Origin of the sequence: Pseudoalteromonas sp. S327 (genome assembly GCF_005886415.1) — a bacterium.
In the GTDB taxonomy this organism is placed as follows: domain Bacteria; phylum Pseudomonadota; class Gammaproteobacteria; order Enterobacterales; family Alteromonadaceae; genus Pseudoalteromonas; species Pseudoalteromonas atlantica.
Genome location: NZ_PNDP01000037.1, coordinates 97685 through 110993, shown reverse-complemented (window position 1 = coordinate 110993; position 13309 = coordinate 97685). Strand labels below are relative to the sequence as shown.

Annotated in this window: 12 protein-coding genes and 4 tRNA genes; 4 read left to right on the top strand and 12 right to left on the bottom strand. The window is 41.9% G+C overall.

Annotated elements, in window-relative coordinates; genetic code table 11:
• The 8 genes from CWB60_RS12785 to murB all read right to left on the bottom strand — a co-directional run.
• On the bottom strand, window positions 1–97 hold a 97-nt coding region (locus tag CWB60_RS12785), incomplete at its 3' end, for a GTP-binding protein (protein ID WP_249318404.1).
• A 135-nt stretch (window positions 98–232) separates the two neighbouring features.
• Window positions 233–308: transfer RNA gene (locus CWB60_RS12780), tRNA-Thr, on the bottom strand.
• Window positions 309–319: 11 nt separating this feature from the next.
• Window positions 320–394 (bottom strand) — tRNA-Gly (locus CWB60_RS12775).
• Window positions 395–439: 45 nt separating this feature from the next.
• Window positions 440–524: transfer RNA gene (locus tag CWB60_RS12770), tRNA-Tyr, on the bottom strand.
• Window positions 525–564: 40 nt separating this feature from the next.
• Window positions 565–640, bottom strand: a tRNA-Thr gene (locus CWB60_RS12765).
• A 111-nt stretch (window positions 641–751) separates the two neighbouring features.
• Window positions 752–1477: a type III pantothenate kinase gene (locus tag CWB60_RS12760; protein ID WP_054983626.1), complete on the bottom strand. Its 726-nt coding sequence runs from the start codon at window positions 1475–1477 to the stop codon at window positions 752–754.
• Complete coding sequence (gene birA, locus CWB60_RS12755; protein ID WP_138577419.1) at window positions 1474–2466, bottom strand: bifunctional biotin--[acetyl-CoA-carboxylase] ligase/biotin operon repressor BirA; 993 nt, start codon at window positions 2464–2466, stop codon at window positions 1474–1476. Before birA ends, CWB60_RS12760 begins: the two co-directional genes overlap by 4 nt.
• On the bottom strand, window positions 2466–3473 hold the full coding sequence (murB, locus tag CWB60_RS12750; RefSeq protein WP_138577417.1) for a UDP-N-acetylmuramate dehydrogenase: 1008 nt from the start codon (window positions 3471–3473) through the stop codon (window positions 2466–2468). The genes birA and murB overlap by 1 nt, the downstream gene beginning before the upstream one ends.
• A gap of 133 nt (window positions 3474–3606) precedes the next feature.
• Here murB and CWB60_RS12745 point away from each other — a divergent pair, with 133 nt between their 5' ends.
• A complete protein-coding gene (locus CWB60_RS12745) occupies window positions 3607–5451 on the top strand; it encodes a M1 family metallopeptidase (RefSeq protein ID WP_029774313.1) in 1845 nt (614 codons plus the stop codon).
• Window positions 5452–5620: 169 nt separating this feature from the next.
• Here CWB60_RS12745 and CWB60_RS12740 read toward each other — a convergent pair whose 3' ends face one another.
• The gene (locus tag CWB60_RS12740; RefSeq protein WP_029772876.1) at window positions 5621–6232 is read right to left on the bottom strand and encodes a DUF2057 domain-containing protein; all 612 of its coding nucleotides are present in this window, start codon (window positions 6230–6232) and stop codon (window positions 5621–5623) included.
• 88 nt (window positions 6233–6320) lie between these two features.
• Here CWB60_RS12740 and CWB60_RS12735 point away from each other — a divergent pair, with 88 nt between their 5' ends.
• From CWB60_RS12735 to CWB60_RS12725, 3 genes are all read left to right on the top strand, one after another.
• The gene (locus CWB60_RS12735) at window positions 6321–6692 is read left to right on the top strand and encodes a histidine triad nucleotide-binding protein (RefSeq protein WP_004587493.1); all 372 of its coding nucleotides are present in this window, start codon (window positions 6321–6323) and stop codon (window positions 6690–6692) included.
• Window positions 6693–6911: 219 nt separating this feature from the next.
• The gene (locus CWB60_RS12730; RefSeq protein ID WP_004587492.1) at window positions 6912–7568 is read left to right on the top strand and encodes a helix-turn-helix transcriptional regulator; all 657 of its coding nucleotides are present in this window, start codon (window positions 6912–6914) and stop codon (window positions 7566–7568) included.
• Window positions 7569–7684: 116 nt separating this feature from the next.
• Window positions 7685–9841, top strand: a complete 2157-nt coding sequence (locus tag CWB60_RS12725; protein ID WP_138577415.1) for a response regulator — start codon at window positions 7685–7687, stop codon at window positions 9839–9841.
• Between the two features lie 28 nt (window positions 9842–9869).
• Here the strand turns inward: CWB60_RS12725 and CWB60_RS12720 are convergent, their stop codons facing one another.
• From CWB60_RS12720 to CWB60_RS12710, 3 genes are all read right to left on the bottom strand, one after another.
• Window positions 9870–11288 (bottom strand): mannose-1-phosphate guanylyltransferase/mannose-6-phosphate isomerase, encoded by a 1419-nt coding sequence (locus tag CWB60_RS12720; RefSeq protein WP_138577413.1) that lies wholly within the window; start codon window positions 11286–11288, stop codon window positions 9870–9872.
• 68 nt (window positions 11289–11356) lie between these two features.
• Entirely contained in the window at window positions 11357–12130 is a 774-nt protein-coding gene (locus CWB60_RS12715) for an amidohydrolase (protein WP_004587489.1), read from the bottom strand.
• Window positions 12118–13260, bottom strand: a complete 1143-nt coding sequence (locus CWB60_RS12710) for a methionine aminotransferase (RefSeq protein ID WP_138577411.1) — start codon at window positions 13258–13260, stop codon at window positions 12118–12120. Before CWB60_RS12710 ends, CWB60_RS12715 begins: the two co-directional genes overlap by 13 nt.
• Between the last annotated feature and the right edge of the window lie 49 nt (window positions 13261–13309).

Sequence of the window (13309 nt, the reverse complement as noted above, 5' to 3'; positions counted from 1 at the left end):
GGATTGCTGCAGTTAGTGTAGTTTTACCGTGGTCAACGTGGCCGATTGTACCAACGTTTACGTGCGGTTTTACGCGTTCAAACTTTTCTTTTGCCATGACGGAACCTATCAGTTTTGTGTATCTAGATTACATATGAAAATAATCCACCAGAGGTAGATTAATTTAATTTTTTCAAATTTCAAATAGTTTTTTCTGACAGATAAAGGAAGTATTCAAGGAGATTCATATGACTGGTGCTGATAGGCAGATTTGAACTGCCGACCTCACCCTTACCAAGGGTGCGCTCTACCAACTGAGCTATATCAGCAACACCATAATTGGAGCGGGCAGCGGGAATCGAACCCGCATCATCAGCTTGGAAGGCTGAGGTAATAGCCATTATACGATGCCCGCTTTAGGAACCTGTTCTTAAACTACCTCTAACCGTCAAGAATAAAGTGGTGGAGGGAGCTGGATTCGAACCAGCGAAGGCTGAGCCGTCAGATTTACAGTCTGATCCCTTTGGCCGCTCGGGAACCCCTCCACGATAATTCTTTACTAATTCACTTTCGGTAAAAGGAAAGTGGTGCCGACTAACCGAGTCGAACGGTTGACCTACTGATTACAAGTCAGTTGCTCTACCAGCTGAGCTAAGTCGGCACTGCTTTAGTACGGGGCGAGATATTAGAGTAAGGTTTATTATGATGCAACTATAAAATTAAAAAAAATGTAATTTTTTAGCTTAAATGCTCACAATTCATGCAAAAGTGCTTAATTTTGCTGTTTTTCGTCGTTTTTACTTAGCTCATGCCAATAATTCAATCCTTTCATAACCAATAAAGAATCAAAAATACTGCCACTTATTTGTTGCTGTAACAGCAAACCGTAACCACCGGCGCACAAAATTTGTGGTTTTTGTTCGCCTGTTACGTGTTTAAGTTGATATTTGGCCTGTTCAATAGCGCCTAATGTTGCCACCAGTGCGCCATTTTTTAATCCGTTGGGTGTGTTTTTACCTAGCTCGTTTAAAAAGGGGGTATTGGCATCATCAAACACGCGCTGAGTATTTTGTGTTAATGAGCGAGTCATTAAGTCAAGGCCGGGCAATATCCAGCCCCCTAAGTGCTCGCCTTCGCCGCTCAATACATCAATAGTGGTTGCAGTGCCAGCATCCACAATAATACACGCTCTGTTTGGGTAAAGGGTAAAACCTGCCACCAGCGCAAGCCAGCGATCAATACCTAAATTGCTAACCTGTTCATATGCGCAGCTTAAGCCACTGAGATTTTTACTAACATGCGCCTCAAAACACGGGATTTTTTTTTGGGTGGCTAATGTGAGCGCGTCATTTAATAATTCACTGTTACCTACACAAGCATACACAACCTCAGTTATTGCTTGCCACGGCACGTCGCTCATAGAAACGGGCGTTGCTTGTTGCTCGCGCCATAAGGCCGCTTTTAATGACGTATTACCTACATCTATTAGCAGTTTCATAATTCGGCCTTTCTTAACGAGATTTCGCCGCCATAGTAACTTTTAACTTCGCCGTCTTGGCGAATACGTATTCCGCCGTGCTGATCAATCCCCTCACAAATACCCCGCCAGCTTCTGTGCCCCGTATTTAGCTCTACGCATTCGCCTGCAAAGGCGTTTAGGGCGTTCCACTGTGCGTACATACTGTTGAGCCCGTCTTGCTGGTAATCTGCCAAACGCTGCTCTAAATAAAAGGTAAGCGAAGCAACTAACTGGTTTTTATCAAGCGCGGTGGTGTGTTGGCTTAAATCAGTCCATGCTTGGTCAATGTGTTCGCTGGTGTTTTGCGGCATTTGTAGATTAATGCCAATACCAATGACTAGCTGACAAGGGCCTTGCGGTTGCCCATCTAGCTCAACTAATACTCCAGCTAGTTTTTGCTTATTTATGTATATGTCGTTTGGCCATTTAAGTTCAATGTCTATATCGTAAAGTGCTTTTATAGCATCATATACCGCAAGCCCTACTGCAATTGATACGCCCATAGCAGCTTGCAGGCCATCATCTAAGCGCCAAAAATAACTGTAATATAAATTGGCGCCAAATGGAGATTGCCATACCCGCCCTCGCCTTCCGCGCCCGGCTTGCTGCATTTCGGCAACCACAACAGTGCCAGACTCAAGTGCGACTTTATTTTGAATACGGCGCATTAGCTCGCTGTTGGTTGAATCTATAATAGGGTGTACTTCTACTTGGGCTGTATTAGCACCTAATGCATGGTAATGTTTGGTTATATCGTCTCGGTTTAGCAAACCCACCGCATTGTTTAAACTGTAACCTTTACCCGTCACTTTAAATATATCGAGCCCCATGTCTTGCAGTGTTTGTATATGTTTACTCACTGCAGCACGGCTTATACCCAGTTGCTCGCCAAGGACTTGGCCCGATACAAAGCCACCTTGGTTAAGTGCATTTAATATAGCTAGTTTATTTCCATCTGGTGCTTTCATTACGCGTGCTCCGTAATAACATGGCATTCACTATTTGTGTTTATAAGCCTTACTTCGTGCTCTAGCATTATGCCGTAACGTGTAAACACCGTATTTTGTATATGCGTGATCATAGTGATTAAATCGCTTCCTTTACTATCACCATGATTAACTAATACCAGCGCCTGCTGCTGATGCACCTCAATCCCTGCTACTGTAAAGCCCTTCAAGCCCGCTTGGTCAATTAGCCAACCTGCCGCCACTTTGTGATGGCTTTCCCCATAGGGGTAATGCGGTAAATCATTAAACCGCACAAGCAGCGCTTCTAAACGCGCATTGCTAATAATCGGATTTTTAAAAAAGCTACCCGCATTGGCTAAAGTGTATGGGTTTGGCAGCTTAGCGTTACGAATTTCAATAACCTGCTCAAATACCATTTTAGGGGTGGGATTTTGCAATACTTTGAGTGGGCCATAACTTAAAACTGGCTGCCACTTCTTAGGGAGCGCTAAATTAACTTGAGTGATCACCGCTTTGTTTTTTAAAGCATGTTTAAAAATAGAGTCACGATAAGCAAACTCACACTGTGCGTTAGTTAAAGTCACCTTGGTTTTTGTGGCTATATCAATGTATTCAACCGACTCTACAAATTGAGCAAGCTCAACACCATAAGCACCAATGTTTTGTACCGGCGATGCCCCAACGGTGCCCGGAATAAGGGCTAGGTTTTCAAGCCCTGCAATATCTTTATCAAGTAAATAGCTTACTAGGTTATGCCAGTTCTCGCCCGCAGCTGCACTCACTAGTACATCATTTTCACGCTCGGTAATAGTAATGCCCTTAGTGGCCATTTTAATTACGGTGCCTGCGTAGTTTTCTAAAAATATTGTGTTGCTACCTTCCCCTAATAAACAAAACGGAGCACTAAAACGGTGTGCTTTAAGTTGCTCAACCGAGGTTATTTCAACAAAATGCTGGCATTGATTGTTTAGTGCAAAGGTATGTAAAGGTTTTAATGAGTGCGCCACAAAGGTCTCTGAGTGTACTGGTAACTAATCGCAGTAGTTTACCTTATTGTCGCAAAGAATGTAAAAATCACTCAACCCGCTGTATCAATCATGATATAAAACCTGCACTTATTATTAGTGTTCAGGGTATTTTATGAAAATTAAACCTCTTTTTTTAAGCCTCGCTATGGCCGGTATGTGCTCGCAAGCAATGGCAAACGCGATTGATCAAAACTCATACGCCAACCTAGATGATGTGGTAACAACACACTTAAACCTTGATTTAGATGTCGATTTTGCCGACAAGCAATTAGAAGGTTTTGTTGAGCACACGCTAAAGTGGAACAATGACACGAGTAAAAAGCTGGTACTTGATACCCGCGACTTAGACATTGATAAAGTAATGTACCAAGACACCTCGGGCGATTGGCACAAAGCTAAATTTACACTGGCAGATCGCGATGATGTTAAAGGCTCAAAACTAACAATTACTTTAAAAAGCCAAGCGCCAAAAGTACGTATTTACTACAACAGCCGCCCAGAAGCATCTGGCCTGCAATGGTTAACACCAGAGCAAACAGCTAGCAAAACGCACCCGTTTATGTACAGCCAATCGCAGGCTATTCACGCTCGTAGCTGGTTACCAGTACAAGATACCCCTGCCATGCGCGTTACTTACTCTGCCCGTATTCATACACCAAAAGATATACGTGCCGTAATGAGCGCCGATAACAAAGACGCACTATACAAAGATGGCGACTACCACTTTGAAATGCCACAAGCTATTTCGCCGTACTTAATTGCGATTGGTGCAGGTAATTTAGAATTTAAAGCCATGTCAAAACAAACTGGTATATTTGCCGAGCCTGAAATTTTAGACGCTTCGGTTGCCGAGTTTAACGACACCCAAGCCATGATCGACAAAACCAACGAAATGTATGGTGAGTATGCATGGGGCCGTTACGATTTATTAATGTTACCGCCTAGCTTTCCGTTTGGTGGTATGGAAAACCCGCGTCTTTCGTTTATTACCCCTACCGTAGTTGCTGGCGATAAAAGCTTAGTAAACCTTATTGCCCATGAGCTTGCACACTCTTGGTCTGGTAACTTAGTTACCAACGCTACGTGGGAAGATTTATGGTTAAACGAAGGTTTTACCTCTTACGTTGAAAACCGCATTATGGAAGAAGTGTTTGGCCGCGACCGCGCCGTAATGGAGCAAGCTTTAGATGCAGCAGGCTTACGTGCTCAGCTTAAAACCATTGATGCACCCGATACGCGCCTTAATTTAAAACTTAATGGCCGCGATCCAGATGATGCATTTAGCTCAGTGCCATACACTAAAGGTCAGCTATTTTTAATCTACCTAGAAGAAAAATACGGCCGTGATAAGTTTGATGACTTTGTTAAGACCTACTTTAATGAATTTGCATTTAAATCGCTGACTACTGCGCAATTTGTTACTTATTTAAAAGCTAACTTAATTGAAAAATATCCAGGCGTTGTAAGCATGGATAAAGTGAATGAGTGGATTTTTGAGCCAGGTTTACCAAGCGATGCACCTAACCCAACATCGGATGCGTTTGATAAAGTAGATACAGCAAGCGCAGCATGGTTAAAAGGTGAAACAAGCGCAGCACAATTACCTACGGCTCAATGGACAGTGCACGAGTGGTTACACTTTTTAAATAACCTACCACGTGATTTAAGCTTAGATAAGATGAGCGAGCTTGATAAGCAATTTAACTTAACGCAATCAACCAATGCAGAGCGCGCGTTTGCATGGTTTATGTTAGCGGTAGGTAATGGTTACCAACCTATTTACCCAGCGCTTGATAAGCACTTATCAGGTATTGGCCGCCGTAAATTAATTGTGCCGTTATACAAAGCACTTATTAAAAATGGTAAGCGTGAGTGGGCACATGATGTATACATCAAAGCTCGCCCAGGCTACCACCCTCTTGCACAAGGCACCATTGACGCTTTATTTGATAAATAAGCAACCTGTGCCACCCCGAAAGGAATTCACACCTTTAGGGTAAAACAGCAAAACCATTAAAAAAGGCCGATTTATCGGCCTTTTTTAATACTGTAATTTTCTCAAACTAAAAACTGTAACTAAGCTCAGCGCAGTTAGCGCTTAAAATTAGTAGCTTGAGATAAGTTTATTATTCAGCGCCTTGGTTCGTCACCTTTTCTAAAAAGGCCTTTCGCTCAGCAATCGTGGCTTGCTGCCACCAAAATTCTAGCATTTGCGGTGCACTTGGCATGCCTTTGCCATTAATAGGCGCAATAGGCTTTATAGGTTGGCTTGGACGCGTTGGACCCGCTGGCACCGTATTTTGTAAAGCAGGCTTTTGACTTGCAAGCTGTGTATTTGAAATAACACTAAGCGGCTGTGCCACAGACGCGCCCTTTGCTTTTAAACTTACCTGTGGTGCCTCAGCAAATATTTTCGCTGATACCGCGTTATCGGCACGATTAAACACCATGTCGTAGTCTTTGTTATCGTCAATAGTAATATCAACCCAAAACGGTTCAGACTCTATTACCTCATGGTCGTCAAAGCCTAGCTCGTATAAATCGGTGTATTTTAATTTTAATCGATAAGACCCAGGGGCAAGTTCAATGTCGTCAACGCGGCTAAACAGAGAGCTTTCAATCACTCTTTCGCCGACTTGTAAAGGCACTAACTCTTCAGGAAAGTGAATATTTCCGGCACTTACTGACATACTCATCAATAGTGCCGCAGCTGCAGTTATTAACATTGGTTTACGCATAAAAACTCCTTTATTTGTTTTGAGTTTGACACTGCAAACAAAATTTGTCATTAGTGACTTTAAATTCAAACCTTACACTGAAACGATTATGAGCACAGAAACAATATTTACAAAAATTATTAACCGCGAAATTCCTGCCGACATTATTTACGAAGACGACACTACCCTTGCATTTAAAGATATAAACCCGCAAGCTCCTTTTCATGTGTTAATTATTCCAAAAAAAGCAATTGCCACTATCAATGATATTAACAGCGAAAACTCACATTTAGTTGGAAATTTATACGAGGTTGCTGCTAAATTAGCCAAGCAATTTAACTTTAGTGACGATGGCTACAGAGTAGTAATGAACTGCAATAAACACGGCGGGCAAACCGTGTATCACATACATTTACATATGCTTGCAGGCAAAGAAATGGGCTGGCCTCCGTATCAAGAAGCTAAAAAATTAAAAATTTAATAATAAAAATTCACTGGAATTATTAGTATTTAGCTAGTTACAAATGTTATGGTTTATCATGTATATAAAGTGAAAAATAATTACTTATTTGCAACATTTTATGTTTAAATAATCGTAAAATCGTACTTGTTCACAAGGCGAAACCCGACTTTCTAATACAAAAGGTGTGGAAGTCGTGATAAACTTAACTAGTCAGCTTTATAAAAAGAGTATAAAAACATGAGCAGTTCAGCCTTTTTGTTATTAGATCAAGAGCCAATTAACACCATTGGCATTAACGTTTTAGAACCTTTGTTAAAAACGCAAGGCCTTGACGTAACCACGGGTACAAATATTTTAGATGTACCAGAAGGGACTCGATTACTGTTCATTGAAACATCAAGTAACGATGCATGGGGTAAACTAAAAGAACAGCTAGTTAACCTGCGCACCAAGTGCGATATCGTATTATTTAACCTAGACGAAAACCCAGAGCTCGCTAACCGCGCGCTGTTGAGCGGTATTCGTGGCGTGTTTTATACGACAGATAACGCTGATGTATTAATGAAAGGTATTCGCTTACTTTTAGAAGATCAGCTTTGGTACAGACGTGACATTATGTGTAATGCATTAAACCGCATGCTGCAGTTTAATAAAGACGCACTACACAAGCTGACCGAAGGTGACATAGAGCCAATTAAACTCACTAAACGAGAAAAAGCAATAATCTCGTTAATGAGTAAGGGTTCTAAAAACAAAGAAATTGCTGAAGATTTAAGCATCAGCCCGCACACAGTTAAAACACATTTATACAGCGCATTTAGAAAAACTAAATGTCGTAACCGTATTGAGCTACTATCTTGGGCTCAACAAAACATTCCAGACGAAATTCGTTAATCAATTTCGTAATTTAAAAACAGGCACTTATGGTGCCTGTTTTTGTTTATGCTGCATGCTTGTTAAATTAATCGCTTTTTATTACTCTATTTAAAGTACCCATTGCTGGAACCTCTATGCTCGACTCATTTACCCTCTTTTTTGCCAGCATTGCCGTTATTATTGTAATGACCCTTCTTAACTTTTTAACATGGCGTACCAACAAAAGTACCCCAGGTACTCTGCTTTATATTTTTTACCCGGTTTTATTACTAGGCGCAGTAATTGGCTTTACGCTTATTGGCAAAACGCACAACCTTATTGTGATTAGTATTGCCAGCAGTATGATGTTTGGCGCATCAATTGTGCACAGCTTGGCTATATGCCAATTTTTAGATTATCGGGGTATTGGCTTTAAGCTACTGTGCTCCTTTACCGCGTTTAGCGCCGTAATGTTGGGGTATTATTCTTTTATTGACCCTTCTTTACGCGAGCGTATTTACGTCTCGGATGTACAGCACATTGCAGAAGCCACTTTTTTGCTGTTTTTATTTATTAAATATGCCCGAAAAACCTACCCAAATGGCACCATTGTTTACATTTTAATATTAACTTTAGTTGGCCTGAGCTTTATTAGCCGCTCACTATTTATGGTTAATATTGAACAACCCCTGCTATTGCAAAGCCCATGGTTTAGCAGCTTACTGTTTTTAAATGGCGTTATTGCACCTATGTTTTATGCCGCCGGTATGGCGCTTTTGTGTAATGAACGCAGAGAAAAAAACCTTAACAAGCTGGCCGACAAAGCCCAAAAAGATTTAGAAATTAGAGGCCTGTTTTTATCAACGATTAGCCATGAAATTCGCACCCCCCTTAATGGCATATTAGGCAGCGCCCAATTAGTTATGAACCAAAGCACCGACAGCCGCAATAAAGCCTATTGTGAGGCCATCATTAATTCAGCCGAGTCATTAAATTTACTGGTTGATAAAGTGCTCGACTACGCAAGCCTAGATCAAAGTGATGAAGCACTTTACGAAGAAGACATTGAATTTAAAACCTGGTTAAACAATTTATGTTTATTGCTCAGCCCATTAGCGGAGCAAAAACAACTTAAGTTTGAACTGGTATGTAATATCCCTGAACAAGCCTGTTACTACTGCGATCAGCAAAAATTAAGGCAAATTATTATTAACCTTGTTGGTAACGCCATTAAATTTACCGACCACGGTATAGTAAAAATTCAGGTTGATTTAATAAGCGACAGGCAACTTGAGCACACCATAAAAATTAGCGTTAAAGACTCAGGCCCTGGTATCGAAAAAGACGAAATAGCCTACTTAACCGAACCCTACGTACAAAGTAGCGCCGGCAAAGAAAAAGGCGGCACCGGCCTTGGGCTTGCCATCACCAGCCGCTTACTAGAAAAGCTAGGCAGCCGCTTAGAAATAACCAGTCAACTAGGCACTGGTAGCGTATTTAGCTTTACTACCACCTTTACGCTAGGGGAACTTAGTTTGGTAGAGCAGCGACATCAAAACAAAGACTACTTAACCGGCCTTGAAGTACTGCTAGTCGAAGATTTAGATTTAAATCAAAAAATTGCCATTGAATTTATGGCCGAAGATGAGCATAAAATAAAGCTCGCCAAAGATGGCAAAAGCGCTATTGAACTGCTGCAAACGCATCACTTTGACGTTATTTTACTGGATATGAACCTGCCAGACTTTACCGGCCAAGAAGTATTAAAACGACTGCAGCGTTTGGAGCATAAAAACCAGCGCACGCCCGTACTGGCTTTTACAGCAAGCTTAAGCCCTGATGAGGTAAAAGAATACTTAGCTCTGGGAATAAAAGACATAGTAGGCAAACCAATTAAGCAGCAAAAGCTTCGCCAAGCACTGAGTGATTCACAATCCAATCAAACTGCAAATATAGCTGTAGAGCTAGTAGACACCTTGTACGACGAAACCGCAGCAGAAACGCTAACCAGCTCATTTAGTGAGGATGAAGTGTCGTCGATTTACAATGAATTTGTACTCTCAGCACGGACTAAACTAACCCGATGCCAAGAACTTATTGACCAGCAACCAGAGCAGTGCATTAAATTATTGCACCGCCAAGCAAGCACCGCGCTGCAATTAGGCTTTAACCGTTACGGTATTGAGCTTAAAAAAATAGAGCGCCGCCTGCTTGATAACAAACCCCATAATAACCTGCTAGATGAGGCGTTAGAGCTATGGCAGCGCAGCCTAGAACAATACTTAAAGTACGTGCGCGGGCAGTTAAGTTAATGGGCTTTTCTATTACAGATTAAGCTGTTTACTCTCTTCCATACTTATCATCAAAACGCTCTATGTCACTTTCATCTAGTACGGCGCCAGTTTGCACTTCAATGACAATTAGCGCCTCTTTTTGATTGTTCGCTAAGCTGTGTATTTGTTTTACTGCAATGTAGCAAGATTGGTCGTGGCTAAGTGTTAATGCTTGCTTATCAATACGTACATCGGCAACCCCCGATACCACCACCCAATGCTCTGCACGATACTGATGGCGCTGCGTTGAAAGTTTAGCCCCGCTGTTTACGGTTATTTTTTTAACTTTAAACCCTGTCCCTGTTACTAAAGTGCGGTAGTTACCCCATGGACGATACACAACCTGATGGTGATTGAGTTTATCGCTTTGACTCTGTGCTAATTGTTTAAGTAATAAAGGCAGACCATCGAGCTTGTTTTTATTGGCAACGAGGGTGGCATCGTGGGTATGAATAATAGCTAAGTCGCTAACCCCAAGGGTAGCAACGCTGTGATCGTTTTCGCTTAAAACAAAATTATTAGTACTATTTTGCGCGCTATGGCTGTCGTTTTCATTATTGCCATGTGCATCTTTTTTAATAAGGCTAGCCAAGGCACTAAAGCTGCCTACATCACTCCAATTAAGAGCAACAGGCAGCACTGCTACATTATTACTGCGCTCTAAAATGGCGTAATCGATAGAGTCACTTGGGCAGGTTTTAAGTGGCTCACTTACCGGCCTTGTAAACCCTAAATCGTCAGAGAAATTAGCCGCCGCGCTTACACTGAGTGCAATTTTTGGTGCAAAGCGTTCTAGCTCATTTAAATAGGCTTGTGGTGTAAATAAAAACATGCCGCTATTCCAGCTATAACCGCCTTGAGTTAAATAATGCTCAGCGGTAGCCAAGCTTGGCTTCTCTTTAAATTCAGCCACTTTATAGCAATTTGAGCCCGCTATTTTACTACCTTGTTTAATGTAGCCAAACCCAGTGTGGGGCTGTGTTGGTGTAATTGAAAACGTGACCAACATACCTTGCTGGGCTAATTCAATTGCATCGTTTAATTTAAGTGTGAGCTCAGTAAAGTTGGATATATGATGATCGGCAGGCATCACCAGTATTGGCCCAGTTATGCCTTGCTGTAAAGCGTAGTGTGCTGCCAGCGCAATAGCCGGCGCGGTATTTTTACCCTGGGGCTCTAACAAAAGTGCATGAGGAGCGGCCTGTGCACTTTGCTCAGCAGCAATAAAGCGGTGCTGCTCGTTACAAACAAGTATTGGCTTTGCAAACTCCTTGCCCGACACACGCGCTAACGTGCTTTGTAATAGTGAGTGTTTGTTATCAAGCAGAGGTAAAAATTGCTTAGGCATAGCTTGGCGAGAAAGCGGCCATAACCGTGTGCCAATGCCGCCGGCTAAAATTACCGGTGTAATAAGGGTTGTATTCATAAAGCCGCCAATAAACATATCAGCGGCTATTTTAGCACTTTATTAGCTAGGCGCTAATGCTTAGCGATTTATACCAAGGTAAACGCGTCGGCATCTAAATAAGCAGGAAACGAGTCTTTAAAATCATCGAGCGGTGCTTTTTCAAGTGTTACGGTAAGTAACTCTTGTGTATTGTCTTTTGCTTTGGCGATTGTATCGCCTTTAAAGTCGTACACGGCCGTGCCGCCATTGTGCGCAACACCATTGCCATCGTCGCCAACACGGTTAACGGCTACTACATAACATAGGTTTTCCATAGCACGCGCCATTAATAGCGTATCCCAAATATGGCGACGAACCGCAGGCCAGTTTGCAACGTTTATCATTACATCGTAATCATTATTGTTGCGCTGAAAAACCGGAAAGCGCAAGTCGTAACATACTTGCGGCAGTAACTTAAAACCGTTAATTTCAAACGTTTTACGCGCTTGTCCTGCGACAACGTAATCGCCCTCACTGCCTAAGCGAAATAAATGACGTTTATCGTAATAATTTACCTCGCCACTTGGCGTCACCCAATAAAAGCGATTCGCTTTTTTATCGCCTTGAGCAACCAAAACCGAACCTGCAATAACAGCTTTATGTTTATGTGCTTGGGTTTTTAGCCAGCTCAGCACTTTGCCATTTTCGGGCTCTGCGCAATCAAGGTTAATAGCAAAGCCTGTGGCGAAGGTTTCGGGTAGTAAAATTAAATCAGGTTGAGCGCTCATCGCTGCTAATTTTTTATCAAACATGGCTAAATTGGCGTCTTTATCAAGCCAATGCAGCGCACTTTGAACGAGTGTAAGCGTTAAAGTTGACATAATATTTGCGCGGCCTCTATTAAGGTTTCATCGTTTTTAGCAAAACACAGTCGAATCACTTTATCATTTGAAGGTTGCTTATAAAACACACTTAAAGGAATAGCAGCAACCCCAGCTTGCTCTACTAACCAGTGGCAAAAATCTACATCATTAAGATCAGACACTTCACTGTAATCGAGCAATAAAAAGTACGTACCTTGGCTTGGTAAAATATTAAAACGGCTGTCACTTAAGTGCTGTGCCAGTAAATCGCGCTTTTGCTGATAAAAATTACTCAGCTCATCGACATGCTCGCCTTGTTGTTCAAGCATGTCGGCCAAAGCGTGTTGTGCAGGTGTAAAACTTGAAAAAGTAACATACTGGTGTATTTTTCTAAATTCAGTAGCAAGTGGTGCAGGCGCAACACAGTACCCCATTTTCCAGCCGGTACTGTGAAACGTTTTGCCAAAGCTTGATATAACAAAGCTTTTTTCACGCAGCTGCTCATCACAAAGCATGCTTAAGTGCTTATCGCCATCAAAGGTAATGTGTTCGTAAACTTCATCACTTATTACATATAAATCGTGATCGTTCACTAACGATTTAAGCGCGTTTATATCATGGCTTTTAAGTATTTTTCCGCTTGGGTTGTGTGGCGTATTAATAATTATAGCGCGCGTGTTTTTGCTCACTGCACTGCGAACAGTTTGCCAATCAATAGCATAACCGGGGGCATGCAATGCAATATGAACTGTTTTACCGCCAGCAAGCTCAATGGCAGGCTGGTAAGAGTCATAAGCGGGGTCAAACACAATAACTTCATCATCGGGGCGTACTATAGTTTGAATAGCCACAAATAATGCTTCGGTGGCGCCCGACGTTACCGTAACTTGCTCAGCTGCATCAATATTAGCCGCGTATTTACGCGAAACTAAATTTGCTATTTGTTGCTGTAAACGGGGCACACCACTGGATGGCGAGTATTGATTAACCCCTTGCTGAACATAAAAATTTAGCTGGTTTTTCAGTAGTTCTGGCGCATCAAACTCAGGAAAACCCTGCGATAAATTTATTGCCGAATGCTGACTTGCCAAGCCACTCATTTGGCTAAATATACTAACACTTAAATTTGGTAATTTACTTTCAAACACGACAGGCCCTTAATGATGGTTTTGCGCTTAAAGCGATGCTATCATTGCT